Source organism: Paenibacillus sp. Y5S-9 (assembly GCF_036894235.1).
Classification (GTDB): Bacteria; Bacillota; Bacilli; order Paenibacillales; family Paenibacillaceae; genus Paenibacillus.
This window is the reverse complement of the sequence record NZ_CP145887.1, coordinates 1324545-1345347: the sequence shown is the minus strand read 5'-3', so window position 1 is coordinate 1345347 and position 20803 is coordinate 1324545. Positions and strand designations below refer to the sequence as shown.

Genomic DNA, 20803 nt, shown 5'->3' with positions numbered 1-20803 from the left:
ATTACAACACTAGCGCTTTGGGTAACTACGGGGTAAGAAACATTTGGGCAACCGACAACGAAAGGAAGTGTTACTCATGTCTGACAAACCAATTAGTAACGAAGAGAGCGACCGCTATTATGACCGTTATCAGAGGTCCCGCGATATTCCGCCAGAGACGGAAGTCCCGGAAGGCGATATGGATACCTTTGATGAAGTTTCCGGCAGACGGATTGTAACGGAAGATTCGGATCTGGCACCCGTAGCCGCAACTGCTGTGGACGAGCCGGAATTGGATTCACGTTTGGCTGAGACACCGCTGGAATCTGTACCGGATGCAGATCTTCTGCAACCGAACAGTCCGGTTGATCCTGCTGCACCCGATCCGGATGCGTTGCATGGTACCGATCTGCTTAATGGTGCTGGTGCGGATGCCAAACCAGAGAACGACATTCCACCACGACATTAACAGCTGTTATGACATCCTGAATGAGGAGGTGCCTACACGATGAAGGAAGATCGCCAAAAGCATGCGCATGAACCGGATAATCTCGTGACCGAACGGGATATTGACCCGGATTTCGGACTGTTCACTGAGGACTCCTTCCCCGAAGCACTTGAGGATGAGGATCAACGTGATGCGGTCGAGCATGCCATTCCTAAAGAGAAGGCTTCTCGTAAGCCCTCTTAGGATAATCAATGATCACTTGAACAATATTCCAGACTTAAAGAAACCTCTTGAAAAGGGGTTTCTTTGGCGTTTAACAACTTGAATCACTCGACCAACGTCATCGGCTGCTTTTGTACACTAATCCGCAGTATAGTAAAAATAGTTCCCTTCCGTTATTATAAAAAGATACATATTATAAAAGTTATTACTGGTATTGAAGGAGAATGAGTATATGATCCAGTCTATTGTGCATATTGCTTTGGTTGTAAAAGATTATGATGAAGCAATAGAATTTTATACAAAAAAGTTAAACTTCACATTAGTTGAAGATATATATCAACCGGAACAAGATAAACGGTGGGTAGTGGTTTCTCCCCCTGGCTCTGTTGGTACTACAATCTTACTTGCCAGAGCATCTAAACCTGAACAAGAGCAATTTGTTGGTAACCAAACTGGTGGTCGGGTATTTCTGTTTCTAAACACCGATGACTTTTGGAGAGATTATAATGAGATGGTCACTAGGGGAATCGAATTTGTTAGAGCCCCCCAAGAACAATCTTATGGAACAGTAGCTGTATTTAAAGATTTATACGGAAATTTGTGGGACCTGCTGGAAATGAATGAGGATCACCCCATTTCCAAGCGCGTTAAGTGATCTCCAAGCTTCCAACATCAGACTGGGATTGATGTGTTATAAACATGTGGGTTAAATCCCTCCTATCTGAATATGTACCAAAGAGAGATGACGACTGTACTATTACAGCGTCATCTCTCTTTGCATTTCTATAGAATTTTTATTTTATTTCTCACTGCCCTTTTAACTTCAAGGATATCCGCTTTTAATGCCTGCTCCAGCTTCACTGTTTAGCAGAAACCTTACTTGCCACGGGCAGTTTGTGATCCAATCCTGACCACTTCGCTACAATCGCAGTGATGATCAATGCCACTCCATTAATAATAAATATCCAGCGTATCGGCAGCCAGCCCCCAAGTACACCACCAATAATCGGTCCCGCCATCGTCCCGATCTGGGCAGCGGATTGATTCAGACTAAAGGCCCTTCCCCGGAAACTCGATGCGGTAGCCTGCACAATCATGGCGTTAATTGCCGGAAATACAGCCGCAAAAAATAAACCATACACAAATCGTAAAATGCCGAATGCGATATAACCTGTTGTAAAGAACTGCAGAAGATTCCCTACAGCCCCACCAACCAGTCCAATGATCAATACTTTATCGTATCCAATCCTTGAACCAATCTTGCCCCAACGCGGCGCCATAATAACGGTTGCTACCCCCACCGCTGAGAAAATAATACCCGAGCTGAGTGAGGCACGATCCGGCTGAACGCCCATTTCCATCACATAGACCGTCAATAGTGGCTCCAGAATCATGACGGAGAATGTACATATGCCCATCATGCCAAGCACCGTCATAAACAAACGATTCGCTCTCGCTTCACGAATGTCATCCATGACGTGGGAACGAGCTTTGTTCCGGTTGAAGTTCTCTTCTTTTACCCAGAAGGTTGCGATGATTGCTGAGACTAACACAACAATAGCCGAAAACAAAAATGCATTCCGGTTGCCATAATAATGACTCACCACGCCACCAATTAACGGTCCGATAATACCACCAGTGGCTCCTGCAGTGGACATAATACCAAGTGCATAACCAGTCTTCTCTTCAGGTGTATTCGTACCTACCAGGGCAATCGCTGCTGGAACAAACCCTGCAAGCAGACCCTGGAACAATCGAACAACAATCAGCGAATACGGGTCCTGCACGAAATAATTGATTAAATACAAGACGGCAAGGCTGTATCCCGACCGGATCAACATGGGTTTGCGTCCGTATTTATCAGCCAGTGATCCCCAGAAAGGAGACACGAGTGCACTCGCGAGAAACGTAATGCCAAACGCCAGTCCTGACCATAACTCCAGGTGATCACGAACCCCCAAGTCAGCACTTAGAAACAGGGGCAGAAATGGAATCGAGATCGAATACGCGGTGCTGCAAAAAAATACACCAATCCACAATATGACCAGATTGCGCTTCCACGAGAAGTTCATATACCCGCACGCCCTTTCCGTTACTGACGCCGGGACTGCCGTGTATTGGAGCGGACGGAACAGACCCGTACGTCCCCGATGCGGAAGCATTTTCCTTATTTTACACCCATAATTCCATGAAGGCCATCCCTTGTTCACCATAAACACATGTATTACATTGCCATCCTGTCCACAAAAACGGTATGATAGTTGGGTAAATATCCAAATATGATTTTGGAGCAAATATATAATGCAGAGATGCAAGGAGGAACGTTTTCATGTCTTTACGATGGAAAAAAAATACAGTGGTCTCGCTGGTAATCGCGATGCTGCTTATCGTCATTAGTGGTTGTGGACGCCCTTCGAGTGGCGCTACAGAAACACCAGCTCCAGTTGAACCAACGGGTCCCAATCCGGTAGCTACCATTGAAATGGCAGATGGACAGAAGATCGTCATTGAGCTGTATCCAGAAATTGCGCCCAATACGGTGAACAATTTTATTTCACTGGCGAATCAGGGTTTCTATGATGGCACAATCTTTCACCGTGTTATTCCAGGTTTCATGATTCAGGGCGGAGATCCAGACGGTAATGGTCGAGGTGGCCCAGGGTATGCCATTAAGGGTGAATTTACATCCAACGGTCACAAAAATCACCTGAATCATACCCGCGGAGTCATTTCCATGGCACGCGGAGATAATTTGGATTCGGCTGGTTCTCAGTTCTTCATCATGTTAGCTGACGCGGATCATTTGGATAACGCCTATGCTTCCTTCGGTAAAGTAACGGAAGGCATAGAAACTGTGGATAACATTGCAGCTCAGGAAATAGGTGAAGGTGACAAACCCGTTAAGGATCAAGTTATGAAAAAAGTTACGGTAGACACCCATGGTCTGGAGTATCCAGAACCGGTAAAAATGCCTTAATTAACTTCCTTGCCAAACGAATGATACTCCATGGTTAGGATTTGTAATGAACTCTAAACAAACAAAAGCTCTGTCCTTTGCGAATCTCGCAAGGCAGAGCTTTATTTTTTGACAATAATGATAGCGGTTACATATATGACTTTATAAAAAATGACCTCTTCCGGCATCATCCTCAATACATCCATCCCATCAAACGTAACCAGCCGATAATCGCAATCCATAACGGGCAGCTAAAGGCAACGCCCCATGCAAGCCCTTTCAGTAAACCACGGTTTACTTCCACGAACAACGACTCCTTTCTCCAGGGAATAGTCGCAGTATCGGTAATAGTATATGATTTTATACCCGTTTTCATTCGTCACGCAACCCTCGTTTTCCTGCTTTTGTTCCGCAGATTCATGGAATGCTTTACGGGAACCTGATATACTATGACTACTGTACGATAAATGGAACCTGATTCATGTTTGGAAAGGAGATTTTCCTATGGCAAAATCCAAAAAACGTCCCCCTGCTCCCAAAGCAGCAGCACAGGATAAACCCACAACACTGAAGGATCTGCTTAGCAGTGATGTGCTGGAGAAGCTGAAAGCTCAGGCGGATGAAGCCAAGGCTGCCGAAGCAGCTCTTAAAGAGCAGGAACGTCAGCAAGCAGAAGAAGCTCGCCAAGCGGAGCAGAAGCGCCGGGATAACGACTTCGAATATTTGCTTAATAACAGCGCTATGGACTGGAAGAAACATAAGTAAACCAGGGCATGACCTAAGGGTGTCTTCTATCACACATGCCAAAATAATATTACAGCAGACAGATCATGAAGATGATCTGTTCAAAGAACAGGGCCGCATTGCGGTCCTGTTCTTTTTGATATATACACATATGATTCACGCATCTTGAGCCGGGTATGTTAGAAGTAGAGCGTACAACGATAATCTAACTCATGGAGGGATCAGAGATGACAGAACAACGTTTGGAAGGCAAAGTCGCGATTGTAACCGGAGGTGGATCGGGGATTGGTCAGGCTACCGCTATTCGTTTCGCCGAGCATGGGGCCAAAGTGTACATGCTGGATCGCACACCCGAAAATGCGGAGGAAACCAAGCAGACGATTGAAAAGGCTGGCGGAGAAGCGTATGTGATCGAATGTGATATCTCCAAACCGGATAATGTGCAGAAGGCAATCAATCAGGCTGCGGCTGAAGCGGGTAAACTGGATATCATATTTGCGAATGCTGGCATTAACGGAACGATGGCCCCGATTGAAACGATGGAAATCGAGGACTGGGACCAGACGATGGAGATCAATATGCGCGGAACCTTCGCAACCGTCAAATATGCCATCCCCCATCTGAAAGAACACGGCGGAAGCATCATTATCACCAGTTCTATCAACGGTAACCGGGTCTTCTCAGGGATCGGTTTCTCTGCATACGCTTCCAGCAAAGCGGGACAAACTGCGTTTACGAAGATGGCTGCACTGGAGCTGGCTCGTTATAAGATCCGTGTAAACGCCGTCTGCCCAGGAGCCATCGATACCAACATCGATGATAACACCTACCCGTCGGATGATCTGAAAGAAGTACAGATTCCTGTTGAATTCCCTGAGGGTCATGAACATCCGCTCAAGGGCGAACCTGGAACGTCGAAGCAAGTGGCAAACCTCGTTCTGTTCCTTGCTTCCGATGAAGCCTCTCATGTTACAGGTACACGAATCTATGTGGATGGTGCGGAATCTCTGCTCCGTGGATAAAATATAAATATAAGTTGGCCCCCTTTCAGGGACAACGCCCGAATATCCCGCAAGCGATCTGATCCGGTCAGATTACTGCGGGATGTTTTATTTATAAGAAGTTTATAATCCTGCGCAGTTGCAACTACAAGGATTATCATTACACCGCAGAGCTTTTACCTTTTTTCACACGATGGTTCAACCAGTCTGGAATGGCAAAGAGCAAAATGTACATTAGCGAGAACAAAACAAGCGCAAGTATCTCTTCCCCAAGGATGTACATGGGATACGGACCTAACATATCAAGTACCGAGGGTGTACTCGGCTTGTGTCTCAAAAACATGTAATTCGCGTCAAGCATGACATCTACAATGTATACGATTAGTGCTGCCACATTCACAAATATCATCGAACCTGCTACAGATCTCCAGCTAGGTCGCAGCTGTTCCACCCAGGTCATGTAGAGTAAAGCCAGAATGATGCAGGCATGAGCGACGAAAAATTGAATGAATCGAAAATGTGCATAACCATAACCCAGATTAGGAGTCAGGATCGCCATAAGGGCTCCAGCAATGCCTGCAAACAGCAGTGCAGAATGTAACAGTCGACTGCGTTTCAGTAGTAACAACGCCGATAATAGCAGAGACAGACTGCATAGTTCGAGTGGCAGTGACGTCTGCAGGCTCCATATCCCTCCGTACACATACCAGAGCTGCAGCATGATTTCGCAGGCAAACATGATGCAGGCTAGAACAATCCGCAGTATGCGGCGTGCCCTCTCTGACCATGATCGAAGATGGTGTCGAAGCAAAAACACCAGTACAATCAATGCTGTAATTACGCTAATGGAAACGATATGTGAAGTGGAGAACAGGATAAACGGCTCTGCGTCATAAGGGTCCAGCCATGGTGGATACGCCATGCATCTCTTCTCTCCTTTACAAGCATCTCACCAACATTATCTCTCTTTAATGTTAACTTTTTCATTTTGCCATTGAATGAAATTACTGTCCAGTTGGAATTCTAAATAAGCATTGTAATTTAAATATCTTTATGTTAAGATAAATTCAGAAACAAAACAAACGAAAAGTTAGTAACTTTCTTAATCGAAATAATACAAATACAGCACTCAACCAATGTTCAACTAAACATTTACATGATAACGGAGAGGACAGAAAAAACCTGAAGAAGCGGAGCGTTCGCCTAAAAGCTTTCTGAAAGAAAGCTACATCGAAAGCATATGCTATCCCCGGATTTCCCCTTTTAAAAAGGATCTAAAAATCTGGGGATAACAGCGATCGGAAGGTTGTTCTGTCATCGAAGTGCCAGTGTAAATAATCCTTAGTTGAACGTATAACCTAACTAGGAGGAATTATTATGCAAATCAAAGGACTTCACCACGTATCAGCTCTAACAGCACATGCCGATCAGAACTATCGTTTCTACACCAACATCATGGGTCTGCGCCTCATTAAAAAAACAGTCAACCAGGACGATGTATCCGTCTACCATCTCTTCTATGGCGATGAGAAAGGTCATCCGGGTACCGAACTTACCTTCTTCGAGATTCCGATGGCCGGACAGACTCGTGAAGGGGTGAACAGCATATCTGGAACGTCACTGCGCGTTCCAAGTGATGCGGCACTTACGTACTGGCAGCAACGTTTTGACGAATTCGAAGTCCCACATGGAGAGATTGTTGAACGGGGTGGCCGTGCCACGCTCTCGTTCACAGACTTTGAAGGACAACGTCTGATTCTGGTCTCCGATGAAAACAATACAGGTGTCGCTGGTGGTAAACCATGGGATCAGAGCCCTGTGCCTGCCGAGTATGGCATTGTAGGCCTTGGCCCCATCCATCTTACGGTAAAAGATGCTTCCCTTACCGCTCCGGTTCTTACCGAACTGCTCGGTTTCAGAGCCAAAGGAAGTTACCCTGCCTTTACTCCAGGTCAGCCTGATGTACTCGTTTTTGAATCCGGTGAAGGTGGCAGCGGCTCCGAGGTGCATGTTGAGGAACGGAATGACCTTGCCCAAGAACGTCCTGGACGTGGCAGCGTACACCATGTTGCGTTCCGTGTGGATAATGAAGAAGAGCTGAAACAATGGGTGGAACGGGTGCATAACTTCCAATTTCCTAACTCCGGTTTTGTAGATCGCTTCTACTTCCGCTCCCTGTATTTCCGTGAAGCAAACGGTATTCTGTTCGAGCTGGCAACCGATGGTCCGGGATTTGATACAGACGAAGAATTGGAGCATCTGGGAGAATCGCTTGCCTTGCCTCCATTCCTTGAAGGTCGCCGCGCTGAGATTGAAGCTAATCTCAAACCGCTGGATACCATGATCCGCTAATATTCGTAACAAAAAGAAAATAAAAACGATGTTCACCAGGCAACTCTGAATACCGGATACGGTTCAGGAATCGCCTAGTGAATCATCGTTTTTTTATGTTTATGCTTGCCTTGCCCCTTCTGTAAGGTCGCAAACTTGCAGATTGTGTTTTACTTCGTCAGATACGATGTTGTGAGCGGTACAAACAGAGCCGAACCCGGATCTTCAGATACAATCTCTACATAGACAGCGTCTGTACCTTTAACATCCACATCCAGACTCATCATACCGCTTTCTGGAGTGATATTGAACTTTTTGAGTGTAGCGAGATCCTGATCATAGATATGAATCTCCTGATTTCCTTTCAGCGCGGCAAGTTCCAAGTGCAGAGAAGAATACTTTTTACCCGTATTAATCTGGATATCATCCCCCTGTTTCGTAGGATCATTATGCAGATAAACATCCTTGTAATCCTTGCCTTTATATGTGGTATCCTTAGGATCTTTGGTGTGCCAAGCTGTAGATCCCAGTACGGATGTTCCAAGTGCACTCAGTGTTACTTTTCCGTTGGTTACGGGCGCAGATCCATTCGTTCCGCCAATCAGGACGGATGAAGTTGCACTGTCATAAGTGATCTCTGTCCCAAGCAAGGATCCCACAGCACGCACAGGCAAATAAGTTGTTCCGTTGTAAGTGATAGGCAACACCGTTTTACCATTGGCATCTTTGGCTGTCACCGTGGCACCATCCATTTTTAGCGTAATCTTGCTGTTTAGATAGGCTTTAATCTGTTCCAACCCTGTTGCTGCGAGCGCACCCGTCCCGATCCCAAGCGTTAATGTGCCTACCATCAAACCCAGTACAACCTTTTTCTTCATCAAAATCCCTCCTGAACGTTAAAATGATTTGTCCTTTATACATTTAAACGACTAAAGTGATAATGTCAATTGTTTACTGCATTTTTAGTACAAAGTTCCTATCTGTAGGCAGCACAAAACGAGGCTGTATGTCCCGATTTTTTTCAGCCTCGCCCTGTTTCCCACTGTCCGCAAAGATAGAAAGGAAGATATTCTTGTCAGATGTTCACTTAACTCCACACATGAGAACTTTCAATTCCCGCTGTACTACGATATCAACAGGATGATATCAATCAAAAGATTCATAATATTCTTCTTCATACACTTCCATGCTGTACTTCAAATCTACGGCCTTCCACTCGCCATCTTGATACTCATAAGTGAATGTCAGATCACCCGCATATAAAGCCGCACCGTAAGATCCTGCTGCTGATACGACAAGCTGGCCATCTTCTACACTGTAATAGGTTACTCTACCGAATCCCAACTCTTCGTTATATACGCCGCCACTCGTATCTTCCTCGATCCGTAAAGGTTCTGCTTGAACGCCATCAACGGCGACATCAACATCCACGCGGTCTGATCTAACCGTAACTTTTGACTTCACATGCTGTTTCGCAATCTCATCCAAAGATTGCATCTTCATCTCTTCCAGCGTTACCGGATTAATGATACGCGCTTGTCCCAAATAAATCCCTGTTCCATGACCTTCCGTGTACAAAACGATAATTTCTTTCTGGCCGTCTCCATTCAAATCCAGCTCGTGCACTTCGGGTTTGTAAGACCCGCCTTCTCCCTGCCAATCACTAAATTCTCTTGTCTTGCCGTCCACTTCCAAAATCATTCCGTTGTATATATATCCTGAACCCTCTACTTTCATAGGGTATAATCTGACGTTTTCATTCTCTGGAGCTACCGAAACGTATTCCTCTTTCACAGGAATGGATTCCTGTGTTGTCTTCGCTGTGTCATGCAGTTTATCTATATTGGAAGCCTCGACCTCTGCGGTCTGGCTGGATTGATCATCTATATTAAGCTGTTTTTGCGATTCATTCATGGTTCTGGCAGCCGAAGTTGTACTAATCGTAGCTACCGCCAAAATAATCATCAGCAGGATACCTGTCCAAGTTTTCAATATACTGGGCTCCTTTATCTGTTGTGATAATCCTATTATATCTTCATTTATCGCCTGCAAGTTGCGAATTTGTTAATCTTTCATAAAATAATCTTTACAAATTTTCATTTTCACGAAAGAACGTTCGGCTTTAACCAGAATAAGCAAATTCTCATGCCAAAACTGTTCTCCAAAAACAAAAAAAATCCCGAACACAGCTTAAGGCTGCATCCGGAATGCTTTGGTTTTGTCCAATAACCGATCGGTTAATTGTCTCAGTTCTTCAGCCGAGGATGAAATCTCCTCCATGATGGCTGTCTCTTCGTGTGCGGCATCCATAATTCGTCTCGCCTCATCCGAGAACGATCCGGCTTTCCCCTGGATCTTCTTCACATGACCGTGCGTTTGCTCCACGCGACCAGTCTGTTCTGCAATCTTGGAACCGATATCATGCGCACCCTTCATAAATACTTCCACCGTGCCTGTCAGTTCATGCAACGTCTGATCGACAGAGATTGTCCGCTCCGATTCATTAACCACGAGACCATGCTGCTCATGAGACAGTTGTGCCGTCTCCTTGATCCGCTCTTGCACACGACTAATCAACTCATTAATACGGTGTACCGATTCCTTACTTTCGTCTGCCAGCTTGCGGATCTGCTGCGCCACGACTGCAAAACCAGAACCTTCTTCGCCAGCTCGTGCAGCCTCAATGGATGCATTCAAGGCAAGTAACCCTGTTTCCTCAGCAATGTTTTTGACAGATTGGGTAATTACCTCGATATCGGAGGCTTCCTTCTCCAACAACAGCATAATGTCGCGAGAACGATTGTGTGACTCGGCCAGTTCGTCCATCCCTTTCATCAACGATGAGAAAGTCTGTTTTGTATGATCCACCGATCGTTCCATCTGACCGGACATCTCTGTCATGTCCATGGACTGGCTATGCATACGCTGGAAATCGTTCAGCATCTCATCCGCAGTGATCAGAGATTGATGGGAAGTGACCTTCTGCTCTTCTACGCCTACCGCAATATGATCCACCGCATCCGACATCATCTCGATCTGTTCGGCGGCCTGGGTAATCGCTTCACTCAGAGACTGTGCGTTCTGCGAGGTCGTTCTTGTACTGTCTGCAATATCATTTACAATGCTTCGAAGGTTAGAAACCATTGCGCGAAAAGCATCATATAATACTGTAAGTTCATCCTGCGTGCGTCGCTGCGGAATTTCGGTTGTCAGATCACCCGCTGAAACCTGCTGTGCAGCCCGGGACAGGTGAACGATTGGACGAGTCAGCCAGCGTGAGGCAAACCATCCCAGAATCCCGTTCCAGCATACTCCCATGATCAGGATAATCGATATGTATACCCAATTCGGAATATCTAACGTAACCCAGTCTTTGACAAAAAATATAAAAAAGCCGCTAGTTCCGTAGGTAATAATCGAAATCAGTACCAGACCTGCGACAGTCTTTGCTCCTAAAGTCCATTTCATGTGCACACCCCGTAGTCCTTTTTTCCTATTTTACCAATCAAGTACCAAATTTCATGTGATATACATCACTGAAAACGTTCTATTTCCCCCATACTTGCCGTTCATGCATGACTTCTCTACCATAAAGCGCATAATGTATAAGACAAGCTTGGCTACCCCTCCCCTTCTTAAAAATTGAATAATATTCCATTTAATATCCCTAATTTTATTTATTATCGGCACAAGAGGCCAAATGATTTAGATTGGCATCCATTTTGCTTAAATGATATACTGAGTGCGCTTCAGCAACGCTGGAGCCGAACTATTTTTATTGATGCCACTGGAGGCGAACGAGATGTCTACTATGTCCACACGGACGGAGAAAGATTTTATCGGTGAAAAAGAAATCCCGGCTTATGCTTATTACGGAATTCAGACGGTACGGGCCGTGGAAAACTTCCCGATTACCGGCGTTCCGGTACACCGGGAGCTGATCACGGCTCTGGCTGCGGTGAAGAAGGCAGCAGCGATTACCAACATGGAGTTGAAGATGCTGCCGAGCAAGATTGGCGATGTGATCGTCATGGCGGCTGAAGAAATGATGAAAGGCCATCATCTGGATCATTTTATTGTAGACTCCATTCAGGGCGGTGCAGGCACCTCCATGAATATGAATATGAACGAAATTTTGGCCAACCGCGGGCTGGAACTGTTAACCAAAAGCAAGGGAGACTACTTCCATTGCAATCCCAATAATCATGTAAACATGTCCCAGTCTACCAATGACGTGGTACCTACAGCACTGCGTATTGCGGCGTACCAACTGTCGGAGACGTTACTCGCTACCATGAAAAGACTGCAGGAGGCGTTCCATAAAAAAGAAGTGGAATTCAACGATGTGGTTAAGGTTGGCCGTACCCATCTTCAGGATGCCGTGCCTATTCGCCTTGGACAAGAATTCGGTGCTTATGCCCGCGTCATCGGACGGGATATCGAGCGTCTTGAATTCGCCAATCGCCGCCTGCTTACCATTAACATGGGTGCAACTGCGGTAGGTACTGGACTTAATGCCAAACCCGAATATATCGTTAAGGTTACGGAACACCTGTCTGATGTTACCGGATTGCCCCTACAAACTGCTGAGGATCTCGTGGATGCAACACAGAACACGGATGCCTATCTGGAACTTTCAGCGGCGCTGAAGGTATGTGCAGTCAGCCTGTCCAAAATCTGTAATGATATTCGCATGATGGCTTCAGGTCCACGTGCAGGATTCAATGAACTGCGCCTGCCACCACGTCAGCCAGGTTCGTCCATTATGCCGGGCAAAGTCAACCCGGTTATGGCGGAAGTCATTAACCAGGTATCCTTCCAGGTGATGGGGAACGACCATACGATCTGTATGGCGTGTGAAGCCGGTCAATTCGAGCTGAATGTCATGGGCCCAGTTATTGCGTTCAACTTGCTGCAATCGCTGAAAATTATGAATAACGGCATCGATGTGTTCACACGTTATGCAGTTGAAGAGATGGAAGCTAACCGTGAACGCTGCGAATTAATCATGAAGCAAAGTTTCAGTGTGGTTACGGCGTTGAATCCGCACTTAGGTTATAATGTGGCAGCTTCCATCGTGAAGGAAGCGCTCAAGACTGGACTTTCCTTGCAAGAGATTATTCTCGAACGCGGATTGCTGACACCGGAAGAACTGGAAGAGATTCTTCATCCGGAACAGATGACTACACCAGGGATTGCCGGAGAACACTTCCTGCGTAATATGGAACGTTTGTAGGTAATCAGGAAAACTGATGCAGCAACCCAAACACGAACGAATAATTAACAAGAACCCTCGCAGACCATTCATCCGGTTTGCGGGGGTTCTTGTATTCAGAGATGATAAGACGCCAGCTATTCAATTAAATCCACCGTTTACGCTCAAGGGAAGGCAGAATCTGAAGTTCCTCCCTGTACTTGGCAACCGTTCTGCGGGAGATGACAATCCCCTCCTCGGCGAGAAGTGTGGCCAAATGACTATCCGAGTATGGACGCTGAGCCTGTTCCGTGCGAATGATTTCTTTTAATCTGCGTTTTACCGCTGATGCCGATGTTTTATCCCCTGACGTTGTACTGATTCCCGAGGCAAAAAAAGCCCTGAGTTCATATACACCATGCGGGGTGTCAATGTATTTACCGTTCACCGCACGGCTTACCGTTGATTCATGCATGCCAATCTTCTCTGCAATAACAGCCAGATTTAGCGGTTTGAGCGCGGATGGGCCTTTGACCAAAAAGTGCTTCTGCTCTTCCATCACGGCCGCCAGCACACGCACTAAAGTCCTGCGCCGCAAGTGTACACTCCGAATGATAGCCCTCGCCTCTGCCGCTCGGGTTGCCCAGATTTCGTCAGGCGCCTCTTCCCTGATCCAGCGGATGCACGCTTCATTCATCGATACATGAGGGTTACCTCTCGCATGCAGGCTAAAATGGACCTCACCGTTACGCAACCCAACAACGGCATCCGGAATAATGTAATGTGGTCGTTCCGTACATCCGATGGATCGGCAGGGCTTGGGGTCGAGACGTGTAATATAGTCGTAGGCAACCTGAGCTTCCCGTGAAGTTATGCCTAATCGACTCCCTGTTCTGCCTGGGTGAAAAGGAACCAGCGCTTCCAATCCGGCTTCCACCATACGTTCAGCGTACTGAACAGCCAATGGATCGCGTCTGATCTGGAGCAACAGACACTCTTGCAGATTCCGCGCCCCTACACCTGCGGGGTCCAGCGATTGGAGAAGCTCCAGTCCCGCTGCAATCTTGCTCATCGGAAGTTCAAGTGTTGCTTGCACCTCTGCCAGTTCAACCGTCAGATAACCATCATCATTTACACATCCTGCCAAATATACCGCCATATTTTCCAATTCGTCTGGAATTGTCATCACTCGAATTTGCGTAATCAGCAATTGTTCCAATGTAGGTTCTGCACCTTTCACCTGAAGCAGCGGATCGTAGAAATCATACCTGCGCTGATCCATTCGCCGTGGCATCCGGGCGAGGGGCGCAGCTTGTTCTTCCAGCTCAAGAACTGGATTTTCCTCCGCTGCATCCAGCAAGTAACGGGTCAGATCCTGACCAGACATGGTTAGCAAATGAAAGGATTGTTTCATCTCCGGCGTGATGGACAGCCGAATACGTTGTTCCTGCACCAACTGAACACCTAACATCCGTTTCCCTCCTTATGCCTTCGGCAATAAGCATCTATGTTTCTTATACGAACAAAAGGATTTGCAGGGATAATAGCATACTATTCAAGCAAATGTAAGAAGTTTTTAGTCGGATCATGGGTTTCTGTCTAGTATTTCTCCGATACCAGCTTCGCCTGGGTAAACAACAACAGATAGTCTCTTCCACCTGCCTTGGAATCTGTGCCTGACATGTTAAATCCGCCAAATGGATGTGTGCCTACCAGTGCTCCGGTACATTTCCGGTTGAAATACAGATTACCCGCAAAGTATTCGCGTCTTGCCTGTTCCAGATGCTCACGATTACGTGAAATCACCGCGCCGGTCAGACCATAGTCTGTATTATTGGCGATATCCAATGCATCCTGGAAAGATTCTGCTTTGATGAATGCAAGCACAGGTCCAAAAATCTCATCCTGAGCAATTCGGGCTTTCGGGTCCACATCGGCAATTATGGTTGGTTCAATGAAATAACCTTCAACGTTCCCTGTACCGCCACCGTGCACAAGACGCCCCTCACCCTTGCCAATTTCAATATATTCCGTGATCTTTGCATATGCCTTGTCATCGATAACCGGCCCAACCTGACTGCCAACTTCGAGTGGACTGCCCATCGTCAGTTTCTGTGTCCGTTCAATCACTTTTTGCAATACTTCATCATATACATCCTTATGAATAATGGCACGAGAACACGCCGAACATTTCTGTCCTGAGAAACCAAATGCCGAAGCGGTAATGGACTCTGCCGCGAGTTCCAGATCACTGTCACTGTCTACAACGATGGAATCCTTGCCCCCCATCTCTGCAATGACCCGTTTAATCCACTTCTGACCTGGTGCTGTACGTGCTGCACGTTCATTAATTCGCAGTCCTACATCCCTTGAACCGGTGAAACTGATAAACCGGGTGAGCGCATGATCCACGAGATAATCGCCCACTTCACTGCCTGGTCCTGGTAAAAAGTTCACGACGCCATCCGGCAGGCCAACTTCTGCGAGCAGCTCCATAAACTTCGCTGCAATCACCGGAGTTGTGCTGGCGGGCTTTAACACCACCGTGTTGCCGGATACCAGTGCAGCAGAGGTCATGCCTGCCATAATCGCCAGCGGGAAGTTCCAAGGTGGAATAACAACACCAACGCCCAGCGGTATATAACTCAGTTCATTATCTTCCCCTGCAATCCGCACGAGGGGCTGCGGTTCACTCAGTCGCTGCATATCCCGTGCATAAAATTCCATAAAATCAATGGCTTCCGCTGTATCCGCATCGGCTTCAGGCCAAGTCTTGCCGGCTTCATAGACCATCCATGCGGAGAACTCATGCTTGCGACGGCGCATAATGGCAGCTGCTTTGTATAGATAACGAGCCCGTTCATTCGGGTCCGTATGTTTCCATGTATGGAATGTCTCCGCCGCTGTCTGAATGGCCTTTTCGGCCAATTCCTGATCTGCCTGATGGATCGTTCCAACAACTTGATTCTTGGCTGCGGGGTTCACGGACGTTAACGTGCGGCTGCTTGTTATTTTTTGCCCACCAATAATAATCGGGTACTCCTGCCCAAGTTGAGCTTCTACCTGACGAAGTGCGTCTTCAAATGCTTCCTGGTTCGCCTGGACCGCAAAGGGTGTGAATGGTTCGTTAACAAAAGGGATATTCATCAATGATTCCTCCTTCAGGATGTGGGGTTCGCTGGCTGCTCGCCTGAATTATTTTGCATGTTACTCATCACCAAATATATGTAGCAAAATCCGTGCCAACTCCGGTTGAGATTGAAATATTTTTCACTGAAAAATAAAAAACATTGAATCTTGCTGGTTCTGGCACGTTTCTTGCTTGGATTAAGGATGCACAATGCTGAAGGAGGAAACGAAGATGAGTGTGGGAACGGAAATATATCGCAAAACCTTATTGACCGTGGCAGGCAACAAAGCTGTAGAGAACCTGTCCATCAAATATGGTAAGAAGCTTGCAGGCAAGTTTATTGCAGGAAACACCTTGGAAGAAGCTCTCAAAGAGATCCGCATACTCAATAACAAAGGCATTATGGCTACGCTCGATCATCTGGGGGAAGGCATCACCCGTCTGAGCGAAGCGGCATTATACAGGGATGAGTATGTACGACTGGTAGAAGGCATTGCACGTGAACGAGCAGACTCCAACGTCTCGCTGAAACCAACCCAGATGGGCATTGCACTGGACCCGGAAGAGGGCTATCGAAATATCCGTACCGTTGCCGCACAAGCCAAATTGCATGATCTATTTGTCCGAATTGATATGGAGGATAGTCCATTTACGCAAGCAACGCTGGATATGGTTCGAAGACTGCACTCGGAAGGACTGCATAATACAGGCACAGTATTGCAAGCCTACCTTCATCGCACCGAAGAAGATACACGCGATATGATTCGGGAAGGCATTAGGCTTCGTCTGGTTAAAGGTGCTTACAAAGAACCCGCATCAGTCGCCTATCAGAATGCTTCTGAAGTCATTCATCAATTCAAAACGATGATTCGTAATCACCTCGATCAGGGTGTATACACTGCGGTTGCCTCGCATGATGATCACATCATTAACTGGACGAAACAATACGCCAAGGATCGGGGAATCTCGCCGGATGCCTTTGAATTTCAGATGTTATATGGTCTGCGCATGAGCGAACAGGAACGTCTCGCCAAAGAAGGCTATCGCATTCGCTGTTACGTACCTTATGGTACCATGTGGTATCCGTACTATACCCGCCGTTTGGCCGAAAAACCGGCTAATCTCTGGATGGTCGTTAAGAATATGTTCAGATAATTATTCTCCAGCTGGATCAATATATATGAAAAAAGACAAAAGAAAACCATGCTGCCTCTTTCTTTCTGGGCACATGGTTTTTTTCTGTATGAGTGACACTTACCAGAAGAATATCCAACCTTCCTTTTCTACGGTTCTTCTCTTAATGTCTAAAAAATTAGCATCCCCAATTTTAAATGTCCATTTATCTGGACACACCCATTTATTAATTAAAATTACAAGCTCGAAAAGCCTTTTAACTACTTAATTGTTGAATAAGAATCGAGGCATTGGCATTGATCTGTGTTCCGCCTGCCAGAGTTTGCAGATCAACAGCTGATGCACTGGAATGATTCCGTAATGTCAGCACATCACCGGGAGCAGCGGTAATAATGACCATGCCTGGATTCGGTTGAGTCCCAGCTCCTGAGCCATAGACACTGCCACCTACAGGGGCTCCGTTTTGATAAAGTGTGAATTGGTTTGCCTGCACACCTGCAACGTTGAAAAACACCGCATAGTCCCCGGCATTACCAATAATAATCGCAGCTGTATTGGGCGTATGAGTAATATTAGTGAGATTTTGGTTACTATCAAAGGTTATGTCCGCTTCGGTAGCTACAGTCTGAGCTGAAGTATTAAAAATATAAGCATATGAGGATAAACCTTGTCCCGTAGCTCCAGTTGCACCAGTGACTCCTGTGGCTCCCGTGACCCCCGTGACTCCTGTGGTCCCTGTAACACCCGTGGCTCCTGTAATTCCAGTAGCTCCCGTCACACCCGTAACTCCCGTAACTCCTGTAATACCTGTTGCTCCGGTAACTCCTGTGGTTCCTGTCACACCCGTAGTTCCCGTAACACCTGTGGCTCCCGTAACGCCCGTGGCTCCTGTCACTCCAGTAGCTCCGGTGCCTCCCGTTACTCCCGTAACGCCCGTCGCTCCTGTCACTCCAGTGGCCCCGGTGCTTCCCGTTACTCCCGTAATGCCCGTCGCTCCTGTCACTCCAGTGGCCCCGGTGCTTCCCGTTACTCCCGTAATGCCCGTCGCTCCTGTCACTCCAGTGGCCCCGGTGCTTCCCGTTACTCCCGCAATGCCCGTCGCTCCTGTGGCTCCAGTTACACCTGTTGTGCTCAGCGTTTCTCCCAGTAACTCCTGGGACACCAATCGGTGAGCCGCGACTAATCCACCTTGGGCACTTTTGCCCCATACGGATATTTGTGCTTCTGGAGCAGCCGTGTCTGCTGTTGAAAATACGAACTCGAATGCATCAAAATTGCCATAATAATTTTTGGTAATGACCTGATTAGGCAACACATTGAGCAGTTCTTCTACATATAACGTCCTGACCCCATTAAGGTAATAGCCCATAAGAAGCACTGTGAACATATCTGTCGCATTCCGGTTATCGATTTTGACCGTAACGGATTGAGTCGGTCGGATCCCTGTTATCCCTGAAATATTATTCTCAATGGGCCCAGTTGATAGAATGGCCATTTCATCACCCTCCTTTATTCTTCTTCATGCGGATTGAGCCTTCATATAGCATTATTCAGAAGTTTCTTAATGGTGTGGACAATTCATGTTTTATATGAATAATCACTTCAACTGCCCGTGTAGCATATTGAGAAATAACCGTTTAATCTGTTTTTTCAAATGTCAATTTTAATAACTTAACCCTCACCTCAACCACTAAATGGTCTATACGAATTGTAATTAATTTCTTTAAATAATAGTAAAAGGGAATAAAAGAGATGAAAATTCAACATTGATCTCTTCTATACCGACAACATGTATGCTTCATGTCAAAAAATATATACACACCTCATTTGGAAAGTTATAATATGGGTAACCATCATTCTCCAGTCATTTCATTTGCAAATCACTTGTAAGTAACTCGTGTAAAAGAAGCCTTTTCCGAAAAGTTATGCTCTAACTGAGGTGATATCGATGAAACATTTACTTCCAGAATTAATGTCTTTATTGCGTACGGATATGGATGTTCTGGATACAGACCTCCCCACAATTACCATTCCGTCATCAACATCGTTGGTAGATGCCTTCTCCTTATTCGACACATCTTCTTATCTATTCATTCAGGATGATGGACCCCTATTGGGATATATCGCCGTATCCGATGTTTTGCATGCCATGATGCATGCCCATCGCTTAATAGAAGCTTATTTTGAGACCACACTGGAGACAGCGGGTTCAGCTCTGACATTAATTAATGAAGACGCCAAGGTGGCCTACTGGACAACAGGAGCGGAGCATGTTTTTTCGATCAGTAAAAAAGACATCATCGGACAACCCGCAGCGGACTTTTTTCCTCCAGATCGGCTACAATCTCTCAAGACGTTGTATACCGGTGAAACGGTCTACCGCAAACAGCATCAGCCAAGGCCCGACCTGTTCGCCCTGATTAATGCTCGTCCTGTCCAACTGGATGGACATATTGTGGGTGCAGTTGCTGCTGAAGTGGATATAACAACCGAAATCCGATTACATCAGGAACTATTACATATGACTTCCAAAGTCCAGCATCTGGAGAAAGCCGTTGCTCGGCTACGCCCCGAATTAGATCCATTCGCCAGAATCAAGGGCAGCAGCTTAGTCATCAAGCAGTGCTTGGAGACCATTCGCAAGATCAGTACCACCTCAGCAACCGTACTTATCCTCGGAGAGAGCGGCACAGGCAAGGAGTTATTCGCCAAAGCCATTCATGATCTTCGTGAATTGCAGACTGCACCGTTTATCGCTATTAACTGTGGGGCAATTCCTGCTTCATTGTTTGAAAGTGAATTATTCGGCTATGAGAAAGGCGCGTTCTCCGGCGCGGATCCCAAAGGCAAAAAGGGCAAGATTGAGCTTGCCGAAGGGGGGACTCTTTTTCTGGATGAGATCGGTGAGATGCCATTGGAATTGCAAGTGAAACTGCTTCGGGTGTTGCAGGAGAGGAGTTACTTTCCTGTGGGGGGAACGCGCATGAAACAGGCCAACTGCCGGATTATCGCTGCGACCAATCAGAATCTATTAAGTATGATTGCCCGCAATCAATTCCGGGAAGATCTCTACTATCGGCTGAATGTCATTAACCTTGTGATCCCTCCTTTGCGCATGCGCAAGGAAGATATATATGAATTAACCCAGACGTTCCTTCAAGAATTCTCATTGCTCTATAACCGTCATATTGAGTTGGTTCCACCTGAAGTGTTCAAGTTGCTGTTCCAGTATGATTGGCCAGGCAATGTACGTGAACTACGAAATGTGATCGAACGCCTGACCATTCTGACGACAGATGGTGAGGTGAAGCAGGAATACCTGCCTGATACCCTTACCTCCCTCATCATGCAAGAACAGTCCGAAGTTCAACTGAATTCTGGCATTCATTCACATGCCTACAGCAAAAATCAACAACGTCAGGATTTGGCGGGAGCAGAACCAGAACAAGAACCTCGAACGGTTGCAAATGCGGACGAATTAGATCATTCAGATGATTCCGAACTTGTCTCCAACGTTACCTACCAGCAAAAATTGGATACTTATGAGGCGAAACTTCTAATTCAATATCTGAAAGCAGCAGGTGGCAACAAACGAACACTCGCCAAACAACTCGGCATCTCCAGAGCAACGCTCTATAATCGCATGAAGAGGCTTGGTCTATGA

The 20803-nt window shown here is 46.4% G+C and carries 18 protein-coding genes; 10 read left to right on the top strand and 8 right to left on the bottom strand.

The annotated features are described in order from the left end of the window. Window positions 1-76: 76 nt before the first annotated feature. The 3 genes from V6669_RS05880 (at window position 77) to V6669_RS05870 (ending at window position 1304) form a co-directional block, all read left to right on the top strand. Window positions 77-448, top strand: a complete 372-nt coding sequence (locus tag V6669_RS05880) for a hypothetical protein (RefSeq protein ID WP_036611534.1) — start codon at window positions 77-79, stop codon at window positions 446-448. A 39-nt stretch (window positions 449-487) separates the two neighbouring features. Then, complete coding sequence (locus tag V6669_RS05875) at window positions 488-670, top strand: hypothetical protein (protein WP_338591684.1); 183 nt, start codon at window positions 488-490, stop codon at window positions 668-670. Window positions 671-881: 211 nt separating this feature from the next. Then, the gene (locus V6669_RS05870; RefSeq protein ID WP_338591682.1) at window positions 882-1304 is read left to right on the top strand and encodes a VOC family protein; all 423 of its coding nucleotides are present in this window, start codon (window positions 882-884) and stop codon (window positions 1302-1304) included. 202 nt (window positions 1305-1506) lie between these two features. Here the strand turns inward: V6669_RS05870 and V6669_RS05865 are convergent, their stop codons facing one another. Next, window positions 1507-2721, bottom strand: a complete 1215-nt coding sequence (locus V6669_RS05865; RefSeq protein WP_338594853.1) for an MFS transporter — start codon at window positions 2719-2721, stop codon at window positions 1507-1509. Between the two features lie 257 nt (window positions 2722-2978). On the opposite strand from V6669_RS05865, the gene V6669_RS05860 reads away from it, so the two are divergent. The 3 genes from V6669_RS05860 (at window position 2979) to V6669_RS05850 (ending at window position 5371) form a co-directional block, all read left to right on the top strand. Continuing rightward, window positions 2979-3626 carry a peptidylprolyl isomerase gene (locus V6669_RS05860; RefSeq protein ID WP_091034076.1) on the top strand — a complete coding sequence of 216 codons (648 nt, stop codon included), beginning with the start codon at window positions 2979-2981 and terminating at the stop codon, window positions 3624-3626. A gap of 483 nt (window positions 3627-4109) precedes the next feature. Next, window positions 4110-4370: a YqkE family protein gene (locus V6669_RS05855; protein ID WP_215077315.1), complete on the top strand. Its 261-nt coding sequence runs from the start codon at window positions 4110-4112 to the stop codon at window positions 4368-4370. Between the two features lie 206 nt (window positions 4371-4576). After that, window positions 4577-5371 (top strand): SDR family NAD(P)-dependent oxidoreductase, encoded by a 795-nt coding sequence (locus V6669_RS05850; protein ID WP_036612094.1) that lies wholly within the window; start codon window positions 4577-4579, stop codon window positions 5369-5371. Window positions 5372-5510: 139 nt separating this feature from the next. Here the strand turns inward: V6669_RS05850 and V6669_RS05845 are convergent, their stop codons facing one another. Continuing rightward, window positions 5511-6272: a TIGR02206 family membrane protein gene (locus tag V6669_RS05845; RefSeq protein WP_338591675.1), complete on the bottom strand. Its 762-nt coding sequence runs from the start codon at window positions 6270-6272 to the stop codon at window positions 5511-5513. Window positions 6273-6727: 455 nt separating this feature from the next. On the opposite strand from V6669_RS05845, the gene V6669_RS05840 reads away from it, so the two are divergent. Next, entirely contained in the window at window positions 6728-7702 is a 975-nt protein-coding gene (locus tag V6669_RS05840; protein ID WP_338591673.1) for a ring-cleaving dioxygenase, read from the top strand. A gap of 149 nt (window positions 7703-7851) precedes the next feature. On the opposite strand, the gene V6669_RS05835 is transcribed toward V6669_RS05840, so the two are convergent. The 3 genes from V6669_RS05835 to V6669_RS05825 all read right to left on the bottom strand — a co-directional run bounded on the left by V6669_RS05835 (window position 7852) and on the right by V6669_RS05825 (window position 11149). Beyond that, entirely contained in the window at window positions 7852-8559 is a 708-nt protein-coding gene (locus V6669_RS05835; RefSeq protein ID WP_091034085.1) for a stalk domain-containing protein, read from the bottom strand. A gap of 268 nt (window positions 8560-8827) precedes the next feature. Continuing rightward, entirely contained in the window at window positions 8828-9673 is an 846-nt protein-coding gene (locus V6669_RS05830) for a hypothetical protein (RefSeq protein ID WP_338591670.1), read from the bottom strand. A 198-nt stretch (window positions 9674-9871) separates the two neighbouring features. Then, window positions 9872-11149 (bottom strand): methyl-accepting chemotaxis protein, encoded by a 1278-nt coding sequence (locus V6669_RS05825; protein WP_338591668.1) that lies wholly within the window; start codon window positions 11147-11149, stop codon window positions 9872-9874. A 334-nt stretch (window positions 11150-11483) separates the two neighbouring features. Between V6669_RS05825 and V6669_RS05820 the strand changes: the two genes are divergently transcribed. Further along, window positions 11484-12917, top strand: coding sequence for an aspartate ammonia-lyase (locus V6669_RS05820; RefSeq protein ID WP_338591666.1), 1434 nt, complete (start codon window positions 11484-11486; stop codon window positions 12915-12917). A 124-nt stretch (window positions 12918-13041) separates the two neighbouring features. On the opposite strand, the gene rpoN is transcribed toward V6669_RS05820, so the two are convergent. Both rpoN and pruA read right to left on the bottom strand, forming a co-directional pair. Next, window positions 13042-14346 (bottom strand): RNA polymerase factor sigma-54, encoded by a 1305-nt coding sequence (gene rpoN / locus V6669_RS05815; RefSeq protein WP_338591664.1) that lies wholly within the window; start codon window positions 14344-14346, stop codon window positions 13042-13044. A gap of 128 nt (window positions 14347-14474) precedes the next feature. Then, a complete protein-coding gene (gene pruA, locus V6669_RS05810; RefSeq protein WP_338591662.1) occupies window positions 14475-16022 on the bottom strand; it encodes an L-glutamate gamma-semialdehyde dehydrogenase in 1548 nt (515 codons plus the stop codon). A 214-nt stretch (window positions 16023-16236) separates the two neighbouring features. Between pruA and V6669_RS05805 the strand changes: the two genes are divergently transcribed. Further along, window positions 16237-17160 carry a proline dehydrogenase family protein gene (locus V6669_RS05805; RefSeq protein WP_338591660.1) on the top strand — a complete coding sequence of 308 codons (924 nt, stop codon included), beginning with the start codon at window positions 16237-16239 and terminating at the stop codon, window positions 17158-17160. 235 nt (window positions 17161-17395) lie between these two features. Here the strand turns inward: V6669_RS05805 and V6669_RS05800 are convergent, their stop codons facing one another. Then, on the bottom strand, window positions 17396-18634 hold the full coding sequence (locus V6669_RS05800; protein ID WP_338591658.1) for a collagen-like protein: 1239 nt from the start codon (window positions 18632-18634) through the stop codon (window positions 17396-17398). A gap of 453 nt (window positions 18635-19087) precedes the next feature. Between V6669_RS05800 and V6669_RS05795 the strand changes: the two genes are divergently transcribed. Beyond that, on the top strand, window positions 19088-20803 hold the full coding sequence (locus V6669_RS05795) for a sigma 54-interacting transcriptional regulator (protein ID WP_338591656.1): 1716 nt from the start codon (window positions 19088-19090) through the stop codon (window positions 20801-20803).